General features: G+C 70.9%; 20 protein-coding genes. 2 read left to right on the top strand and 18 right to left on the bottom strand.

Annotated features, from left to right (window positions below; genetic code table 11):
- Positions 1-10: 10 nt before the first annotated feature.
- From LBW97_RS15865 to LBW97_RS15855, 3 genes are all read right to left on the bottom strand, one after another.
- Entirely contained in the window at positions 11-1369 is a 1359-nt protein-coding gene (locus tag LBW97_RS15865; protein WP_224500325.1) for a dicarboxylate/amino acid:cation symporter, read from the bottom strand.
- A 125-nt stretch (positions 1370-1494) separates the two neighbouring features.
- Positions 1495-2724, bottom strand: coding sequence for a glycosyltransferase family 87 protein (locus LBW97_RS15860; protein WP_224500324.1), 1230 nt, complete (start codon positions 2722-2724; stop codon positions 1495-1497).
- Positions 2721-4739 carry a protein meaA gene (locus tag LBW97_RS15855; RefSeq protein ID WP_224500323.1) on the bottom strand — a complete coding sequence of 673 codons (2019 nt, stop codon included), beginning with the start codon at positions 4737-4739 and terminating at the stop codon, positions 2721-2723. Before LBW97_RS15855 ends, LBW97_RS15860 begins: the two co-directional genes overlap by 4 nt.
- 95 nt (positions 4740-4834) lie before the next feature.
- Here LBW97_RS15855 and LBW97_RS15850 point away from each other — a divergent pair, with 95 nt between their 5' ends.
- Complete coding sequence (locus tag LBW97_RS15850; RefSeq protein ID WP_224500322.1) at positions 4835-5140, top strand: hypothetical protein; 306 nt, start codon at positions 4835-4837, stop codon at positions 5138-5140.
- Here LBW97_RS15850 and murA read toward each other — a convergent pair.
- Entirely contained in the window at positions 5137-6417 is a 1281-nt protein-coding gene (gene murA / locus LBW97_RS15845; protein ID WP_224500321.1) for a UDP-N-acetylglucosamine 1-carboxyvinyltransferase, read from the bottom strand. The genes LBW97_RS15850 and murA overlap by 4 nt on opposite strands.
- Before the next feature lie 89 nt (positions 6418-6506).
- On the opposite strand from murA, the gene LBW97_RS15840 reads away from it, so the two are divergent.
- Positions 6507-7106, top strand: coding sequence for a cob(I)yrinic acid a,c-diamide adenosyltransferase (locus LBW97_RS15840; protein ID WP_224500320.1), 600 nt, complete (start codon positions 6507-6509; stop codon positions 7104-7106).
- Between the two features lie 74 nt (positions 7107-7180).
- Here LBW97_RS15840 and LBW97_RS15835 read toward each other — a convergent pair whose 3' ends face one another.
- The 14 genes from LBW97_RS15835 to glyA form a co-directional block, all read right to left on the bottom strand.
- The gene (locus LBW97_RS15835; RefSeq protein WP_224500319.1) at positions 7181-7582 is read right to left on the bottom strand and encodes a DUF2550 domain-containing protein; all 402 of its coding nucleotides are present in this window, start codon (positions 7580-7582) and stop codon (positions 7181-7183) included.
- A 28-nt stretch (positions 7583-7610) separates the two neighbouring features.
- On the bottom strand, positions 7611-8000 hold the full coding sequence (locus LBW97_RS15830; RefSeq protein WP_224500318.1) for a F0F1 ATP synthase subunit epsilon: 390 nt from the start codon (positions 7998-8000) through the stop codon (positions 7611-7613).
- 96 nt (positions 8001-8096) lie between these two features.
- Positions 8097-8285: a hypothetical protein gene (locus tag LBW97_RS15825; RefSeq protein WP_224500317.1), complete on the bottom strand. Its 189-nt coding sequence runs from the start codon at positions 8283-8285 to the stop codon at positions 8097-8099.
- Between the two features lie 190 nt (positions 8286-8475).
- Positions 8476-9921, bottom strand: coding sequence for a F0F1 ATP synthase subunit beta (atpD, locus tag LBW97_RS15820; protein WP_224500316.1), 1446 nt, complete (start codon positions 9919-9921; stop codon positions 8476-8478).
- A 44-nt stretch (positions 9922-9965) separates the two neighbouring features.
- On the bottom strand, positions 9966-10937 hold the full coding sequence (locus tag LBW97_RS15815) for a F0F1 ATP synthase subunit gamma (protein WP_224500315.1): 972 nt from the start codon (positions 10935-10937) through the stop codon (positions 9966-9968).
- 3 nt (positions 10938-10940) lie between these two features.
- Complete coding sequence (gene atpA, locus LBW97_RS15810) at positions 10941-12575, bottom strand: F0F1 ATP synthase subunit alpha (protein WP_255601249.1); 1635 nt, start codon at positions 12573-12575, stop codon at positions 10941-10943.
- A gap of 49 nt (positions 12576-12624) precedes the next feature.
- Positions 12625-13443, bottom strand: a complete 819-nt coding sequence (locus LBW97_RS15805) for a F0F1 ATP synthase subunit delta (RefSeq protein ID WP_224500314.1) — start codon at positions 13441-13443, stop codon at positions 12625-12627.
- Complete coding sequence (locus tag LBW97_RS15800; protein WP_224500313.1) at positions 13443-14057, bottom strand: F0F1 ATP synthase subunit B; 615 nt, start codon at positions 14055-14057, stop codon at positions 13443-13445. The genes LBW97_RS15805 and LBW97_RS15800 overlap by 1 nt, the downstream gene beginning before the upstream one ends.
- 24 nt (positions 14058-14081) lie before the next feature.
- Positions 14082-14300, bottom strand: a complete 219-nt coding sequence (locus tag LBW97_RS15795; RefSeq protein ID WP_224500312.1) for an ATP synthase F0 subunit C — start codon at positions 14298-14300, stop codon at positions 14082-14084.
- 99 nt (positions 14301-14399) lie between these two features.
- Complete coding sequence (gene atpB, locus LBW97_RS15790; protein WP_224500311.1) at positions 14400-15182, bottom strand: F0F1 ATP synthase subunit A; 783 nt, start codon at positions 15180-15182, stop codon at positions 14400-14402.
- An 85-nt stretch (positions 15183-15267) separates the two neighbouring features.
- Positions 15268-15516 carry a hypothetical protein gene (locus LBW97_RS15785; protein ID WP_224500310.1) on the bottom strand — a complete coding sequence of 83 codons (249 nt, stop codon included), beginning with the start codon at positions 15514-15516 and terminating at the stop codon, positions 15268-15270.
- The gene (locus tag LBW97_RS15780) at positions 15513-15959 is read right to left on the bottom strand and encodes a hypothetical protein (RefSeq protein WP_224500309.1); all 447 of its coding nucleotides are present in this window, start codon (positions 15957-15959) and stop codon (positions 15513-15515) included. Before LBW97_RS15780 ends, LBW97_RS15785 begins: the two co-directional genes overlap by 4 nt.
- A gap of 67 nt (positions 15960-16026) precedes the next feature.
- Positions 16027-17247, bottom strand: a complete 1221-nt coding sequence (locus LBW97_RS15775; RefSeq protein ID WP_224500308.1) for a glycosyltransferase family 4 protein — start codon at positions 17245-17247, stop codon at positions 16027-16029.
- Positions 17248-17250: 3 nt separating this feature from the next.
- A complete protein-coding gene (gene glyA / locus LBW97_RS15770) occupies positions 17251-18528 on the bottom strand; it encodes a serine hydroxymethyltransferase (RefSeq protein ID WP_224500307.1) in 1278 nt (425 codons plus the stop codon).
- Between the last annotated feature and the right edge of the window lie 19 nt (positions 18529-18547).

Here is an 18547-nt window from a genome sequence, read left to right as displayed (position 1 = left end):
GGTGGAGCTGTCAGGCGGAGACGGGCTGGCGCAGGTCGGTGTCGACCCCGCCGGTCTCCTCCGCCTTCACCAGCGGCAGGCCCGTCGACGTGGAGTTGTAGCGCTCCAGGTCGAGGATGCCCTCCCGCTTGGCCACGATCGTCGGGACCAGCGCCTGACCGGCGACGTTCACCGCGGTGCGGCCCATGTCGAGGATCGGGTCGATGGCCAGCAGCAGCCCGACGCCGGCCAGCGGCAGGCCGAGGGTGGACAGCGTGAGGGTCAGCATGACGACCGCGCCGGTCACGCCGGCCGTGGCCGCCGAGCCGATGACCGACACCAGCGCGATGAGCAGGTAGTCGGTGACCCCGAGGTCCACGCCGAAGAACTGCGCCACGAAGATCGCGGCGAGCGCCGGGTAGATCGCGGCGCAACCGTCCATCTTCGTCGTGGCACCCAGCGGCACGGCGAACGAGGCGTAGGACCGCGGAACGCCGAGGTTCTGCTCGGTGACCCGCTCGGTCACCGGCAGGGTGCCGATCGAGGAGCGGGAGACGAACGCCAGCTGGATGGCCGGCCAGGCACCGGCGAACCAGCGCAGCGGCGAGAGGCCGTGGGCCTTCAGCAGCACCGGGTAGACGACGAAGAGCACCAGGGCGAGGCCCGCGTAGACGGCACCGGCGAAGACGCCGAGGCTGCCCAGGGAGTTCCAGCCGTAGCTGGCCACGGCGTTGCCGATCAGGCCGACGGTGCCGATCGGGGCCAGCAGGATGACCCACCACAGGACCTTCTGCACGATCGCCAGGGCGGAGCGCACGAAGCCGAGGAACGGCTCTGCCGGCTCGCCGACCTTGAGGACGGCGACGCCGATCGCGATCGAGATGACGATCAGCTGCAGCACGTTGAACGACAGGCCGATCGAGCCGTCGTCGCTCGCGGAGGCCTGCAGGCCGAGGATGTTGCCCGGCACCAGACCGGTGAGGAAGTCCCACCAGCCGCCGGTCGTGCCGACCTCCCGGGCGCTCGACGCGGCCACGGAGCTGTTGCGGCCGGGCTCGGTCAGCAGGCCGAGGCCGATGCCGATGCCGACGGCGATGAGCGCGGTGATGCCGAACCACAGCAGGGTCTGGCCGGCCAGGCGGGCGGCGTTGGAGACCTGCTTGAGGTTCGCGATGGAGACGATGACCGCGGTGACGATCAGCGGCGGGACCAGCGCCTTGAGCAGCGCGACGAAGCTGCTGCCGATGGTCTGCAGGGTGCTGGTCAGCCAGTTCGGCGATCCGTCGGAGACGGGGCCGATCTCACGGGCGACGAGTCCGAGGACGACGCCGACCACGAGGGCCAGGAGCACCTGCGCCGCGAAGGGGACGCGACGGAGACGAGCGAGCACGAGGGTTGTCCGTTCTGGGGAGGGAGGGATGCGGGCGGAGGCTGGTCAGCCCCGACAGCGATCGACCGTCACGCGGCAGTTGTCGACGATGCGACGCCGCGTCAGTCCCCAGATGTTCTGCACGGCTAGGTCAGTGCGCCCGGACCTCCCGGCATTCCGGGTGTGCCGGGGTTCACCCGCTCGGGTGCCGGGACGCCGGGCGCGTGCCGTCCCCCGGGCCGGCGGAAGGCGGCGACTGCGAGCACGGCGAGGAGCAGTGCCCAGCCCAGCGCCGGTCGCACCTGCGTCATCGCCGCCACGAGGTCCGGGGAGCCGGCGATCTTCCATTCGTCTCCGCCGGCGAACAGCACCACCCCGATCCAGGCGAGCGGGGACGCGAGCGGCGATCCCGGCCGCCCGGCGGTGACGAGCAACGGGACGAGCAGCAGCGCGTAGTAGCCCTGGGCGAGCGCCGCGCTCAGGAACGTGGCGAGCAGCAGGACGCCGTACGCCGAGGCGAGGCGCAGCACCGGGTCGTCGGCGGCCCGCAGCCGCCAGGCCGCCAGCAGCGCTCCCAGGACGACGAGGACCCGGACCACGACGACGACGGGCTCCGGGACGTCGAAGAAGGCGCCGATGGCCCACAGCGAGGAGTTGAAGTCGGGACGGGCGCTGAGCAGCGCCGGCACCGTGACCTCCAGGAAGTCCTCCCGGAACGGCGTCACGAGGAAGCCGATGACGTTGAGGACCGCCGGCAGCGCGAGCGCCCAGGCCACCGTCGCCCACTGCCTGCGCAGGAGAGGGATCACCAGGACGAGCACGAGCAGTGGCTTCAGCGCCAGGGACAGCCCGAGCAGCACCCCGGCCAGCGCGCGCCGGTCGTCCCGCAGGGCGAGCAGGCAGCCGGCCCCGAGAGCCAGGAGGAGGCTGTTGTTGAGGTTCCCGAACATCAGCGTCTGGGTCAGTGGCGGGGTCAGCGAGAGCCCGAGCAGCAGCCCTGCCGCCATCGGGCTGCGCAGCGGCACCCGGGCGAACCGCAGGCTCAGGGCCACGCCCGCGGCTGCCGCGGCCAGGGAGAGGGTGTTCCAGACGGCGAACGCCGCGTCCCGGTCCAGCAGGCCGAACGGGACCATCGCCAACAGCCCGCTGGGCGTCAGCAGGAAGTACGGGTCCGCGTAGACCGACCCGCCCTCGACGAAGCGGCTCGCGCCGTCGTACAACGCCCGGAAGTCCACGTCGTCGCGGGTCGCGACGTAGGACCGGTACGCCAGGTCGGCGATGCCGACGACGGCGAAGGTCCACAGCACGGCCCCCAGCACCGGGGGCGCGGACGCACGGTCCGCGCCCCCCTGCTGCGTGGAGGCCGGCGTCGTCACACGCCGGCAGGCACCTTGTCGCCGAGACCGTTGGCTTCTCGGATGACGTCGACGACGGAACCCATGATGTCGTTCAGCCCGAAGTCCTTGGGCGTGAAGACGCGGGCGACGCCCTGCTCGCGCAGCCGCCGGGCGTCGCTGTCGGGGATGATCCCGCCGACGACCACCGGGACGTCGTCCAGACCTGCGTCCTTCAGGCCCTGGAGCACCGCCGGCACCACCTGCAGGTGCGAGCCGGAGAGCACGGAGAGCCCGACGACGTGCACGTCCTCCTCGACCGCGGCGGAGACGATCTGCGCCGGGGTGAGGCGGATGCCCTGGTAGATGACCTCGAACCCGGCGTCGCGGGCGCGGACGGCGATCTGCTCGGCACCGTTGGAGTGCCCGTCCAGGCCCGGCTTCCCGACCAGGAAGCGCAGCCGTCCGCCGATCTCCTCGCCGGTGGCCCGCACCCGCTCGCGGACGTCGATCAGGCTCTCGTCGGCCTCGCCGCCGCCGGAGGCGGCCGAGACGCCGGTCGGCGCCCGGTACTCCCCGAACACCTCGCGCAGCACGCCGGACCACTCCCCCGTCGTCACGCCCGCGCGGGCGCAGTCGAGGGTGGCGGCCATCAGGTTGACGTCGCTGCTCGCGGCCTCGCGCAGGGCGTCCAGAGCCTTCTTCACCGGCTCCGGGTCGCGCTCGGCGCGCCACTTCTGCACCGCCTCCTGGGCGGCGGCCTCGACGGCCGGGTCGACCGTCATGATCGCGGTGTCCAGGTCGGCGGTCAGCGGGTTGGGCTCGGTGGTGTCGAACTTGTTGACGCCGACGACGACGTCCTCACCGCTCTCCATCCGGCGGCGCCGCTCGGCCAGCGAGGCGACGAGCTGGCCCTTCATGTAGCCGGACTCGACCGCGGCCACCGCGCCGCCCATCTCCTGCACGCGGGCGATCTCGGCCCGGGCGCCCTCGACGATGTCGGCGACCTTCTTCTCCACGACGACCGACCCGGTGAACAGGTCCTCGTACTCGAGCAGGTCGGTCTCGTAGGCGAGCACCTGCTGCAGGCGCAGCGACCACTGCTGGTCCCACGGCCGGGGCAGGCCGAGCGCCTCGTTCCACGCCGGCAGCTGCACGGCGCGGGCGCGGGCGTCCTTGGAGAGGGTGACGGCGAGCATCTCCAGGACGATGCGCTGGACGTTGTTCTCCGGCTGCGCCTCGGTGAGGCCCAGTGAGTTCACCTGGACCCCGTAGCGGAAGCGGCGGTGCTTGGGGTCCTCGACGCCGTAGCGCTCCTTCGTCAGCTCGTCCCAGAGCTGGGTGAAGGCGCGCATCTTGCACATCTCCTCGACGAAGCGGACGCCCGCGTTGACGAAGAAGGAGATGCGAGCGACGACCTCGCCGAACTTCTCCTGCGGCACCTGCCCGGAGTCGCGCACCGAGTCGAGGACGGCGATCGCGGTGCTGATCGCGTAGGCGATCTCCTGCTCCGGCGTCGCCCCGGCCTCCTGCAGGTGGTAGCTGCAGATGTTGGTGGGGTTCCACTTCGGCATGGTCGTCACCGTGTAGGCGACCATGTCGGTGATCAGCCGCATCGAGGGCGCCGGCGGGAAGACGTAGGTCCCCCGCGACAGGTACTCCTTGATGATGTCGTTCTGCGTCGTCCCGGCGAGCTTGGAGACGTCGTGCCCGTGCTCCTCGGCGACCGCCTGGTACAGCGCGAGCAGCCACATGGCGGTCGCGTTGATGGTCATCGACGTGTTCATCTCGTCGAGCGGGATGCCGTCGAAGAGCGCGCGCATGTCACCGATGTGCGTGACGGGTACGCCGACCTTGCCGACCTCGCCGCGGGCGAGTTCGTCGTCGGGGTCGTACCCGGTCTGCGTGGGCAGGTCGAAGGCGACCGAGAGGCCGGTCTGACCCTTCGCCAGGTTGCGGCGGTACAGGGCGTTGGACTCGGCCGGCGAGGAGTGGCCGGCGTAGGTGCGCATGACCCAGGGGCGGTCGCGCTCCTTCGGCTCTGAAGGGAACGGCATGTCGCGGGAGTCTAGGGCGGTTACCGGCCGGTAGCAGCCCCGCCGGCGCCAGGTGTGCGGTGGCACACTCGATCGGGGTGGGGAGAGGGGAAGTCGTGCCGTACGACGTGATGGGTCCGTTGGTGGTGGTCGCCGTGCTCGGGCTGCTGCTCCTCTTCACCCGCTGGGCCTTCACCGGCCGCGCTTCCGCCGCCCCGTCACCGGTCGACGACGGGCTGCTCACCCGTGTGGCGACGCTCAGCCGGCGGGAGTCCGCGCTCCAGCTGCGCGCGCTGCTCTCCGACGCGGGGATCCGGTCCACCGTCCGCTTCCCCGGCGCGCACCGGGCCGAGGTGCTGGTCTTCCCCGAGGACGCCGACCGCGCACGGGCGCTCGCGGCCGCCTTCCCCGGCGGCGGCTAGTCCGGCCGCTGCGTCCGTTCCACCTGCGCACCCAGGCCGCGCAGCTGCTCGACGAAGTCGGGGTAGCCACGGTCGACGTGGTAGGCGTCCTGCACCTCGGTGACGCCGTCGGAACACAGCCCCGCGAGCACCAGCCCGGCGCCGGCGCGGATGTCGCTGGCGAGCACCGGGGCGCTGGAGAACCGCTCCCGCCCGCGGACGACGGCGTGGTGCCCGTCGATCCGGATGTCGGCGCCGAGGCGCACCAGCTCGTTCACGAACATGAACCGGCCCTCGAACACGTTCTCGGTGATCAGCGCGGTGCCGGTCGAGACGGCGGCCAGGGCCACGGCCATCGGCTGCAGATCGGTCGGGAAACCGGGGAACGGCAGGGTGACGACGTCGACGCACCGGGGGCGGTCGTCCATCATCACGCGGAGCCCCTCGGGCACCTTCTCGATGCTCGCCCCCGCGTCGGTCAGCTTGTCCAGGGCCACGCTCAGGTGCTCGGCGACCGCCCGCTCGATGACGACGTCCCCACGGGTCATGACCGCGCCGATCGCCCAGGTGCCGGCCACGATCCGGTCCGACACCGTCGTGTACTCGACGGGGTTCAGCGACTCGACGCCCTCGACGGTGATCGTGGACGTGCCCGCGCCGTCGATGCGCGCACCCATCGCGGCGAGCATCCGGCACAGGTCGACGATCTCCGGCTCCCGCGCGGCGTTGTCGACGACGGTGGTGCCCTGCGCCAGGACGGCGGCCATCACCAGGTTCTCGGTCGCGCCGACGGACGGGAAGTCCAGCCAGATGGAGGCGCCGGTCAGCCGCGGCGCGGTCGCGACGAGGAAGCCGTGCTCGCTGATGATCGTGGCGCCGAGCCGCTCCAGCCCGGAGATGTGCATGTCGAGGCCGCGCGAGCCGATCGCGTCGCCCCCGGGCAGCGCCACGCGCGCCGACCCGCATCGCGCGACCAGCGGGCCGAGGACGTTGATCGAGGCGCGCATCCGCCGGACCAGGTCGTAGTCGGTCTCCGTCGACGGCTTCTCCGGCACGTCGATGGTGAGCCGGCCGCCGCCGCCGCTGCCGGGCATCCGCTCGTAGGAGACGTCGCAGCCCAGGCGCCGCAGGACCTCGCTCATGATCGTGACGTCGAGGATGTCGGGAACCTCGTGGATCGTCGTCCGGCCGGTGGCGAGGAGCGCCGCCGCCATGAGCTTGAGCGCGCTGTTCTTGGCACCGGTGACCCGGACACGTCCGGTCAGCCGCACGCCGCCGGTCACCTCGAAGCAATCCACCGGACCACCCTACGGTGGCGCTGCCGCCGAGACCCTCCGCCGGCATGCACGGGATGGGAGGCGTCGCCGCCTTCTCCTACGCTGTTGCCATGACGATCCGGCTGACCCGCATCTACACCAAGACCGGAGACGCCGGTCAGACGCACCTGGGCGACATGAGCAGGGTCGCGAAGACCGATCCTCGGCTGGTCGCCTTTGCCGATGTCGACGAGGCGAACAGCCTTCTCGGCGTCGCGCTGGCGCTCGGACAGGTCGATCCGGAGGTCGCCGAGCTGCTGCGCAGCATCCAGAACGACCTCTTCGACGTCGGCGCCGACCTGTGCACGCCGATCACGGAGAACCCCGCTTACCCGCCACTGCGGATCACCGCGGCGTACACCGAGCGGCTCGAGGCGGCCTGCGACACCTACAACGAGACGCTGCCCAAGCTGGACAGCTTCATCCTGCCCGGCGGCACCCCGGCCGCCGCACTCCTGCACCAGGCCCGCACTGTCGTGCGCCGGGCCGAGCGCAGCGTGTGGGCGCTGCTCGAGGTGGAGCCGGAGGTCACCAACGCCGAGACGGCGCGCTACCTGAACCGGCTGTCGGACCTGGTCTTCATCCTGTCGCGGGTGGCCAACCCCGACGGCGACATCCTCTGGGAGCCGGGCGCCCACAGCGGTGTCCACGCCCAGCGCGCGGCCAGGTGACCTGACTGGAACGGCCACCCTTGGCACAGGACCCGCGTCGAGCGTGCGAGGCGTGGGGGAAGGGTGGTCCTTCTTCAGCTGCCGGGTGGCGCGGACTCGACCCAGGAGAGGAAGCCGGTCAGGGTCGAGGACTCCATCGCCAGCCCGCGCGGGCCCAGGGCGGTGCTGCACTCCAGCACGACGACGTCGCCGGGCAGGGCGAGGTCGTCCCGGCCCGCGGAGCGCTGCGAGAGCACGCGGAAGTCGGCCCGGCACAGCCGCTGCTGGGGGCGCACCGACAGCGAGAGCGCCCGGTACCAGAGCAGCGCGTCGCCTCCGTACCAGGCGACGCCCACCGACCAGCGGGGTGAACCCTCCGGCCGCAGCCACATGGTGACCGCGCCGAGCCCGGAGAGCAGGAAGCGCCGGCGCAGCAGGAAGACCACGACGACCAGCAGCAGCAGGACACCGAGCAGGATCAGCAGGGCCGTGGTCATGCCGTGCTACTCCCGCGACCCGACGAGGTCAGACGGTCTCGCCGACAGCCCTCAGCCGGGACTGCGCGCGGCGCACAGCGGCCTGCGCGTCGGGGTCGTCCTTCTCGCCCTCGGCGCGACGCAGGGCCTCGCGCGCCCGCTCCACGTCGATCTCGGAGGAGATCTCCGCGGTCTCGGCGAGGATGGAGACGCCCTCACCGGTGATGGAGAGGAAGCCACCGTGCGCGGCGACGACCAGGTCCTCGCCCTCGGTGGTGCGGATCGTGACGACGCCACCGTCGGCCAGCTGGGCCAGCACGGGTGCGTGGCCGGCCAGGATGCCGAGCTCGCCCTCGGTGGTGCGGGCGATCACGGTCGTGGCCTCGCCGGACCAGATCTTGCGCTCGACGGCCACCAACTCGACCTGCAGGGTCGCCACGACACTCCTCGGTTGAACGAACGGGGTTCCCACTGTATCCGCGCACCGTGGCGGCTGGAACGGCCACCCTTCACGGCGGGAACGGTGACCCGTCGTCTAGACGGCGCGGCGGTAGAGCAGGGTCCAGCGACCGACGCGGACCCACGGGTGCCGCACGCACGTGGCAGGGGCCCAGCGGTCGGTGTCGAACGCCGACGCCTCGACCGCGAGCGGGGCATACGGGGGCCAGGTCCAGTCGCTGCTGTCCCGTTCGGGGAATCGCAGCACCGTGCTCTCCCGCTCCACGTGGCCCCTCGATCCGGCGCCCGATCCTCGGGCGCGCCTGCGGAGATGTTCGGCAGGAACGGGCGCGTTCCGTAGCGCCGTGCGACGTGAATCACCCGATCGGGCGACGGCCCGCGCCGAGCAGCCACCGGAAAGCGCGACGGCCGGGCCCCCCGAGGGGACCCGGCCGTCGGGACGAACTACTGCTGGCTCAGCTCTTCTTGAGCTTGTCCGCGTTGCGCTCGAGGTCCTCGAGGCCACCGCACATGAAGAACGCCTGCTCGGGCAGGTGGTCGTAGCTGCCCTCGGTGAGCGCCTTGAACGCCTCGAGGGTCTCCGACAGCGGCACGAAGGAGCCGGGCTGACCCGTGAACGCCTCGGCCACGAACATGTTCTGCGAGAGGAAGCGCTCGATGCGCCGAGCCCGGTTGACTGTGACCTTGTCCTCTTCGCCGAGCTCGTCGATGCCGAGGATCGCGATGATGTCCTGCAGCTCCTGGTAGCGCTGCAGGATCTGCTTCACGCGCTGGGCGATGGAGTAGTGCTCCTCGCCCACGTACTGCGGGTCGAGGATCCGGCTGGTGGAGTCCAGCGGGTCCACGGCCGGGTAGATGCCCTTCTCCGAGATGGGCCGCGACAGGTTCGTCGTGGCGTCCAGGTGGGCGAAGGTCGTGTGCGGCGCCGGGTCCGTGATGTCGTCGGCGGGCACGTAGATCGCCTGCATCGAGGTGATCGAGCGACCCCGGGTCGAGGTGATCCGCTCCTGCAGCTGACCCATCTCGTCGGCCAGCGTCGGCTGGTAACCCACGGCGGAAGGCATGCGGCCCAGCAGGGTCGACACCTCCGAGCCGGCCTGGGTGAACCGGAAGATGTTGTCGATGAAGAGCAGCACGTCCTGGTTCTGCTCGTCGCGGAAGTACTCCGCCATCGTCAGCGCGGAGAGCGCGACGCGCAGACGCGTGCCCGGCGGCTCGTCCATCTGGCCGAAGACCAGCGCGGTGGACTCGATGACGCCGGACTCGGTCATCTCCGTGATGAGGTCGTTGCCCTCACGGGTGCGCTCGCCGACACCGGCGAACACCGACACACCACCGAACTCCTGCGCGACACGACGGATCATCTCCTGGATGAGGACCGTCTTGCCGACGCCGGCACCGCCGAACAGACCGATCTTCCCGCCGGCCACGTAGGGCGTCAGCAGGTCGATGACCTTGATGCCGGTCTCCAGCATCTCGGTGCGACCCTCGAGCTGGTCGAAGCGCGGCGGCTGGCGGTGGATGCCCCAGTGCAGCGCGTCGGCGGCGTGACCGGGCTCGTCCAGGCACTCGCCGAGGGCGTTGAAGACGTGGCCCTTGGTGACGTCACCGACGGGGACCGAGATCGGCTTGCCGGTGTCGGTGACCTCGGCGCCACGGACGAGGCCGTCGGTCGGCGCCATCGAGATGGTGCGGACGACGTTCTCGCCGAGGTGCTGCGCGACCTCGAGGGTCAGGGTCTTGCTGAGGTCGGCGAGCGTGACGTCGACCTTCAGGGCGTTGAACAGGTCGGGCATCGCGTCGCGGGGGAACTCGACGTCGACGACCGGCCCGGTGACCCGCGTGACGCGGCCGGTGGCCTGCGTCTGCTGGGTGGACGGACGGTCCTCGGTGACGGTCATCTGTAGTGCTCTCCTGCCCTGGGGCTCGGGGGTTCGTTCGGGGGTCAGTCGTTGGCGCCGGAGGACACCAGAGCGTCGGCGCCGCCGACGATCTCGCTGATCTCCTGCGTGATGTCTGCCTGGCGGATCTGGTTGGCCTGGCGCGAGAGGTTCTTCGCCAGCTCCTCGGCGTTGTCCGACGCCGACTTCATGGCCCGCCGACGGGACGCCGACTCGGAGGCCGCGGCCTCCAGCATCGCCGCGTAGATGCGGGTCGTGACGTACTTCGGCAGCAGGGCGTCGAGCAGACCCTCGGCCGACGGCTCGAACTCGTAGGCCGCCTGCAGGCCGTCGTCCTTGGCGACGCCCTGCTCGCGGTCCTCGCGCTCGTAGTCGAACTCCTCGACCTCCTCGACCTCCAGCGGAGCCATCCGCTTGGCGACCGGGACCTGGGCGAGCAGGGAACGGAACTCCGTGAAGACGATGTGCAACTCGTCCACACCGGCGATGCCGTCGGCACCGGCGCCGCCGTCGGTGTCGTCCTCGCCAGAGGTGAAGGCCTCGATGAGGACCTGCCCGACCTCCTGCGCGTCGGCATAGCCGGGCTGCTCGGAGAAGCCCGTGAACGTCTGCTCGACGTCGCGCTCGCGGAACCGGTAGTAGGTCTCGCCCTTGCGGCCGACGACGTAGAGCACCGGCTCCTTGCCCTCCTGCCGGAGCAGGCCGAGCAGCTCTTCGGTGCGCCGCAGCACGTTCACGTTGTACGAGCCGGCGAACCCGCGGTCGGAGGTGATCACGAGGACCGCCGCCCGCTTGGGGCTCTCCCGCTCGGTGAGCAGTGGGTGGTCCAGCGACGCCGACGAGGCCAGCGCCGAGAGCACGCGCGTGATCTCCCGGGCGTAGGGCTTCGAGGCCTCCACCCGGGCCTGGGCACGCACGATGCGGGCGCCGGCGATCAGCTCCTGGGCCGAGAAGATCTTCTTCGTCGACCGCGTGGAGCGGATGCGGCGCCGCAGCGCGCGGAGGTTACCGGCCATGGGTCAGGCCTTCTTCTTGACCTGGACGCGCTCCTGGCCCCGCTCCGAGGCGTCCATGGCCTCGGCCTCGGGCTCGTTCACGAGCGACTCGCCGTCAGAGGTGGTGAACTGGCCGTAGAAGGCCTCGACGGCCCGCTCCAGGCTGCTCACGGTGTCGTCCTCGAGCTTCTTGCTGCTGCTGATCGACGGCAGGATGCCGTTGTCACCGCGGGCGATGAAGTCCAGGAACTCGTCAGCGAACCGGCGCACGTCGCTGACGGCGACCCGGTCGAGCCGGCCGGTGGTGCCCAGCCACAGCGAGACGACCTGGCGCTCCACCGAGTACGGCGAGTACTGCCCCTGCTTGAGCAGCTCGACCAGGCGCTGGCCCCGGTCCAGGGTCGCCCGGCTGGACGCGTCGAGGTCCGAGGAGAACGAGGAGAACGCCTCGAGCTCGCGGAACTGGGCCAGGTCCAGGCGCAGGCGGCCGGCGACCGACTTCATCGCCTTGATCTGCGCGGAGCCACCGACGCGGGACACCGAGATGCCGACGTTGATGGCCGGGCGCACACCGGAGTTGAACAGACCCGTCTCGAGGAAGATCTGCCCGTCGGTGATCGAGATGACGTTGGTCGGGATGTAGGCCGACACGTCGTTGCCCTTGGTCTCGATGAGCGGGAGACCCGTCATCGAACCGGCGCCCAGCTCGTCGGAGAGCTTCGCGCAGCGCTCCAGGAGGCGCGAGTGCAAGTAGAAGACGTCGCCGGGGTAGGCCTCGCGGCCCGGCGGGCGACGCAGCAGCAGCGACACCGCGCGGTAGGCCTCGGCCTGCTTGGTGAGGTCGTCGAACACGATGAGGACGTGCTTGCCCTCGTACATCCAGTGCTGGCCGATGGCCGAGCCGGTGTAGGGGGCGATGTACTTGAAGCCCGCGGCCTCCGAGGCCGGGGCGGCAACGATGGTCGTGTACTCCATCGCGCCGGCGTCCTCGAGGGCCGAGCGGATCGCGGCGATCGTCGAGCCCTTCTGGCCGACGGCGACGTAGATGCAGCGGACCTGCTGCGCCGGGTCGCCGGTCGCCCAGGCGTCCTTCTGGTTGATGATCGCGTCGATGGCGATCGCGGTCTTGCCGGTCTGGCGGTCACCGATGATCAGCTGACGCTGACCACGCCCGATCGGCGTCATGGCGTCGATGGCCTTGATGCCGGTCTGCATCGGCTCGTGCACCGACTGGCGCTGGACCACGGTGGGGGCCTGGAGCTCCAGGGCGCGACGGCCGGTGGTCGCGAGGTCGCCGCCGCCGTCGATCGGGTTGCCCAGCGGGTCGACGACGCGGCCGAGGTAGCCGTCGCCGACGGGCACCGAGAGCACCTCGCCGGTGCGGCGGACCTGCTGCCCCTCCTCGATGCCGGAGAAGTCACCCAGGACGACGACGCCGACCTCGCGCACGTCGAGGTTCAGCGCCAGGCCTCGCACGCCGCTCTCGAACTCGAGCAGCTCGTTGGTCATGACCGAGGGCAGGCCCTCGACACGCGCGATGCCGTCGCCGGCCTCGGTGACGGTCCCGACCTCTTCACGGGAGACGTCAGGCGAGTACTCGGTGACGTAGTTCTGGATGGCACTGCGGATCTCGTCTGCGGAGATCGTCAACTCGGCCATGGCTCTGAGTCCTCTTCCCTGCGGGGTCGTGTCTGTGGAGTGGGGGCGGTCAGCCGGCCAGCTGCCGGCGGGCAGCTTCCAGGCGGTGGGCGATCGTGCCGTCGATGACCTCGTCGCCCACCTGGACGAGAAGCCCGCCGAGCACCGTGGGGTCCACGGTCACGTGCAGTCCGATCGTCCGCCCGTAGAGGCGGCCGAGCGACTCGGTGAGCCGTTGCTCCTGAGCGGGGGTGAGCGGTGCCGCCGTGGTCACGCGGGCGATCGACTGACCGCGCCGCCGGCTGGCGACATCGGAGAGCCGCTCGATCGCGACGCCTGCTGTACCGACGTGCGAGCCGGTCAGGACGTTCCGGAGCAGCTGCTCCGTCACCGGGCTGACCCGGCCCGAGAGCAGCCGGTCCAGGAGCGCCGACTTGCCCTCGGCGGACCCGGAACGGTCGCTGAGGATCCGCGACAGCCCCTGGTCGCCGGCGACGATCCGGCCGAAGCGGAAGAGCTCGTCCTCCACGTCGTCCAGTTCGCCACGGGCGTCGGCGGCGTCGAGCGCAGCCTCGGTGGCGAGCGTCATCGCCGCTTCCACCAGGTCGAGCGGCCGCGACCAGCGCTGGTGCACGGTCACCTCGACGACGTCGAGGGCCGCGGGCTGCAGCCGCGTGGAGAAGAGCCGCTGAGCCAGCGCCGTCCGCTCCTCCGGCTTCCCCGAGGGGTCGGACAGCGCGCGGCGCAGCGAGGGCTGCGCCTGCAGGAGCCGGGCGACGGCGAAGAGCTCGTCGGCCAACCCCAGCAGCGCCTGACCGTCGGCTCCCTGGGTGCGCTCGGACAGGCGCGCACGCGCCTGCTCGAGCGCGACCCGGCTGGATGCCTCCATCAGCGGTTGCCCTCCGGCGCGGTGAGAGCGGCGTCGCGGCCACCGTCGGCGTTCATGCCGTCGAGCTGGTCGAGGAACCGGTCGACGGTGCCCTGACGGCGGGCGTCGTCGGCGAGGGACTCGCCGACCACCCGGCCGGCGAGGTCGACCGCGAGCGCGCCGATCTGGCCGCGCAGCTCGTTGACGACCTGCTGACGAGCGGAGTTGATCTGCTCCTCGCCGCGGGCGACGATGCGAGCCGACTCCTCCTGCGCCTGGGTGCGCAGCTCCTCGATGATCTGCTGACCCTCGGCGCGGGCGGCGTCGCGGATCTGCGCGGCCTCGTTGCGGGCCTCCGCGAGCTGCGACTTGTACTGCTCGAGAGCGGCCTTGGCCTCGGCCTGCATGGCCTCGGCCCGCTCGATGCCGCCCTCGATGGTGCGCTGACGCTCGTCGAGCATCGCCTCGAGGCGCGGCACGACGAAGCGCTTGTAGAGGAAGTACAGGACGGCGAAGGCGATGATGCCGACGATCAGCTCACCCGGGTGCGGGATGACCGGGTAGGTCGACTCCCAGAACCCACCCTCGCCGCCCTCAGCGGCCAGGACGCCGGCCGCGTTGTCGATCGCGCCCATCACGTGTCCTCCTTGGTCCGTCGATCAGTTCCCTGAGAAGACGAAGGCCAGGGCGATGCCGAAGATGGCCAGCTGCTCACAGAGCACGAAGCCCAGGATGGCGATGGTCTGCAGCACGCCGCGGGTCTCGGGCTGACGAGCCACGCCGCTCACGTAGGCGGCGAAGATCAGACCGATGCCGACGCCCGGGCCGATGGCCGACAGGCCATAGCCGAGGATCGCGAGGTCGCCAGTGATTTCCATGTCGTGTGTCCGTTCCTCTCACTAAGTCCGTGCGACCGGGTGGCGCACTCGGTGGTGCAGTTCTGGGGCGGTGCAGTCTGGGACTGTGGCCGCAGACGATCAGTGATCGTCCGCGTAGACCTCGGCGATGTAGATCGAGGCCAGCAGGATGAAGACGTACGCCTGCAGGAACGCGATCAGGATCTCGAACGCGGTGAACAGGAAGAACATCAGGAAGGCCGGGATCGAGATGACCGTCAGCAGGCCGCCGCCGTGCAGCAGGAAGTACTCGCCACCCAGCGCGAACAGCAGCAGCAGGATGTGACCGGCGAACATGTTGCCGAAGAGCCGCAGCGTCAGGGTCACCGGGCGGGTGATCAGGAACGTCACGAGCTCGAGCAGGAAGACGACCGGCACGACCCAGAAGGGCAGCCCGCTGGGCACGAGGTTCTTCAGGAAGCCCACGAGCCCGCGGCGGCGGACGCCGGCGACCAGGTAGACGACGTAGACCCCGAGAGCGAGCGCCAGCGGGAAGCCGATGCGGCTCATCGTCGGGAACTGGATGGGCGGGATGATGCCCATCAGGTTGTTCACCAGGATGAGCGTGAAGAGCGTGAACAGCAGCGGGATGTAGGGCTTGAAGTGCGCCGACCCGATGATGTCGCGGCCGATCGAGTTGCGGACCAGGCCGTACATGCCCTCGAGGCGGAACTGCCCGCGACCCGGGACCACCGACAGGCGGCGGGTCGCCATCATCATCACGACCGCGAGGCCGATGGTGACCAGGACCATGACGACCATGGACCGGGTGAGGGCGAAGGCGCCGTCTCCGACCAGCGGCTGCCAGAAATCAGGCGCACTCGGCGGAACGAACTCCTCGGCGGCCGAGACCACGGTCGTCACTACTCAGCCTCCGTCAGGAACTGCGGTTGGGTGCAAGCCAGCGGCCCGGGGAACGGGTGCACGCGCAGTGCGCGGCGGGTGATCCTCACAGGCCCCGGTCACTGTAACGGACCCAGATCGTGAAGATCGCAGTGGCCATCCCCAGGATCAGGGCCACCGGCATGACCCACTCCTGGCCGGTCGCCTCGCTGACCCACCAGGCCGGCAGCCCGAACACGAGCATCGCCGACAGCAGCGTGCCCATCGCGTCCCAGCCCTGGCGCAGGTGCGCACCGGCGACCATCTGCCCGTGGACGGAGAGCTCGCGGTCCTCGTCGTCGCGGGGACCGGTCACGGGCGGGCGCCGCTGGGAGTGCCCGGCTCGTCGTAGATGTAGGTCTTCACCCGCGTGAAGGCGACGATCTCGCCGATCGTGCCGGCCAGGGAGACCACGACCGCCGTGATCGCGAAGGCGATCGGAGACAGCCATTCGGCGTTGCGGAACAGGACGAGGAAGACGCCCAGCAGCATGACCTTGAAGAAGTAGCTGACCATCGCGCCCATGAAGACCACGCGCGGGTCCAGACCCGCCATCTTCCGCAGGATGAGCATCGTGGAGGCGGTGCTCAGCACCACCAGGGCGGCGGCCAGGGCGCTGCCGGCGAAGCCGAGCGAGCCGTCGACCAGCGTGAACACGGCGATCGCGACCACGCCGACGACGATCGAGGGCACCGCGCCGCCGCGCAACATCGCGCCGTAGGGATCGGGTCGGTGGGCGGCCGAAGGCTCAGGAGTCACGCCTCACGGTATCCGGCTCTCCCCGCACAGCGGCAGGCAGCGGGCCAACAGGCCGTCCCGGACGGGGTCAGCGGACCGGTTCGCGGACCGTCGGCGGCTCGACGTCGGGCCGCCTCACGCGTGACGTCGGGTGGTCGGCGCGGCTCTTCTGCCGCTGCGCCTCGAGCTCGGCCGCCCGCGCCTCCCGGGCCGCCCGGCGAGCCCGGGGGCTGAGCACCACGACGACCCCCACGACGAGCAGGACCGCGATCGCGACCAGGAGCTCGACCTGTCCCCCGGTGATGGACAGCCCCACCGCACCGAACGAGAGCAGCGCGGCCCAGAAGTACATGACCAGCACCGCCCGCCGGTGCGAGTGGCCGATGGAGAGCAGCCGGTGGTGCAGGTGCATCTTGTCCGGGGCGAACGGTGACCGGCCGCGCAGCGTGCGGCGGAAGACCGCCAGCACCAGGTCGGTGAAGGGGATGAAGAGCACCGCGACCGGCACCAGCAGCGGCAGGGTCAACGGCAGCAGGCTGGCCGCGGAGCCGAAGGACTGGGCGTCCACTCCCCCGGTGGCGCTCACCGCGGCGGCGGACAGCATCAGACCCACCAGCATGGAGCCGGAGTCGCCCATGAAGATCCGGGCCGGGCTGAAGTTGTGCGGCAGGAAGCCCAGGCACGCTCCGGCCAGCACCGCGGTGATCAGCGCCGGCGCGCTGGCCGACTCGACGTAGCCGTCGAGGGCCAGGCTGTAGCTGTAGGCGAAGAACGCCAGCGCCGCGATCGCGGAGACCCCCGCGGCCAGACCGTCCAGTCCGTCGATGAAGTTCAGCGCGTTCACCGCCAGGACGGTGAGCAGGATGGTCGCGGGGACGCCGACGTCCGGGCCCAGGGAGATGGTCCCGATGTCGGCGACGGGCAGGAAGACGTAGGCCAGCTGCACGCCGAGCAGCACCATCACCCCGGCCGCGGCGATCTGGCCGGTGAGTTTCGTCAGGGCGTCCAGGCCCCACTTGTCGTCCAGCACCCCCAGCAGGCAGATCAGCCCGCCGGCGACGAGGACGGCGTAGACCTGGGAGTCGTCGAACGTCCGCTGCAGGTTGGGCAGCCGCGAGGCCACCAGGATCGCGGCGACCACCCCGAGGTACATGGCCATGCCGCCGCCTCGCGGCGTCGGGATGACGTGCACGTCGCGCTCCCGCGGCGCGGCCATCATCCGCAGCCGGATCGCCGCCATCCGCACCACGGGCGTGGCCAGGAAGGTGACCAGCGCCGCGGTGAGGAGGACGACGACGTATTCGCGCACGGTTCAGACGGTCCGGGCGGGCTCGGGGTAGGCCGGGTGGGCGCCGACCAGCTCGCGGACACCGGCCGCGACCTCCGCCGTCCGGCTCCCGTCGGCGTCCCGGATCGCGGTGCCGATGAGCGAGGCGATCGACTTCATGGCCGGCTCGGTCATCCCCTGGGTCGTCACCGCGGGGCTGCCGACCCGGATGCCCGAGGCGACCGACGCCGGCTGCGGGTCGTACGGGATGGCGTTCTTGTTGAGGACGATGCCCGCGGCACCGCACCGGGCCTCGGCGTCCACGCCCGTCACCCCCGTCTGCTGGAGGTCGAGCAGCGCGAGGTGGGTGTCGGTGCCGCCGGCCACAGGGCGCAGCCCCTCGGCCGCCAACCCCTCGGTGAGCGCCTGCGCGTTGGCGATGACCTGGCGCGCGTAGGCCTGGTACTCCGGCTGGAGGCACTCCTTGAAGTTCACCGCCTTGGCGGCGACGGCGTGCATGAGCGGCCCGCCCTGCATCATCGGGAAGGCCGACTTGTCGATCGCCTTGGCGTGCTCGGCCTTGCACACGATGGCGCCGCCGCGCGGGCCGCGGAGCACCTTGTGCGTGGTGAAGGTGACGACGTCGGCGTAGGGCACCGGGCTCGGGATCGCCTTGCCGGCGACGAGGCCGATGAAGTGCGCGGCGTCGACCATGAAGATCGCGCCGACCTCGTCGGCGATCTCGCGGAAGGCGGCGAAGTCGATCAGCCGCGGGATGGCCGAGCCGCCGGCGACGATGAGCTTTGGCCGGTGGTCGCGGGCCAGGTCGCGCACCTGGTCGTAGTCGATGTGCTCCGTCTTCTCGTCGACGCCGTACTGGACGGCGTTGAACCACTTGCCGCTGAAGCTGACCTTCGTGCCGTGGGTCAGGTGGCCGCCGTGCGGCAGCGCCATCCCGAGGAACGTATCGCCGGGCTGCAGGAAGGCTCCGTAGGCGGCCAGGTTGGCGTTCGCACCCGAGTGCGGCTGGAGGTTCGCGTGCTCGGCGCCGAAGAGCTCCTTGGCGCGGGCGATGCCGATCTCCTCGGCGCGGTCGACGACCTCGCACCCGCCGTAGTACCGACGTCCCGGATAGCCCTCGGCGTACTTGTTCGACAGCGTGCTGCCCAGCGCCGCGAGGACGGCGGGGCTGGTGAAGTTCTCGCTGGCGATCAGCTGGAGCCCGCCCCGCAGCCGACCGAGCTCGTCGGTGACCACACCGGCGATGTCGGGGTCGAAGGCGGCCAGGGCGTCGAAGTCCGGGCCCCAGTAGGGCGTGCTCATCTCGGTCGCACTCCAGAAC

It is taken from the genome of Blastococcus sp. LR1, from assembly GCF_020166105.1.
In the GTDB taxonomy this organism is placed as follows: Bacteria; Actinomycetota; Actinomycetes; order Mycobacteriales; family Geodermatophilaceae; genus Blastococcus.
This window is presented reverse-complemented; position numbering and strand designations above follow the sequence as displayed.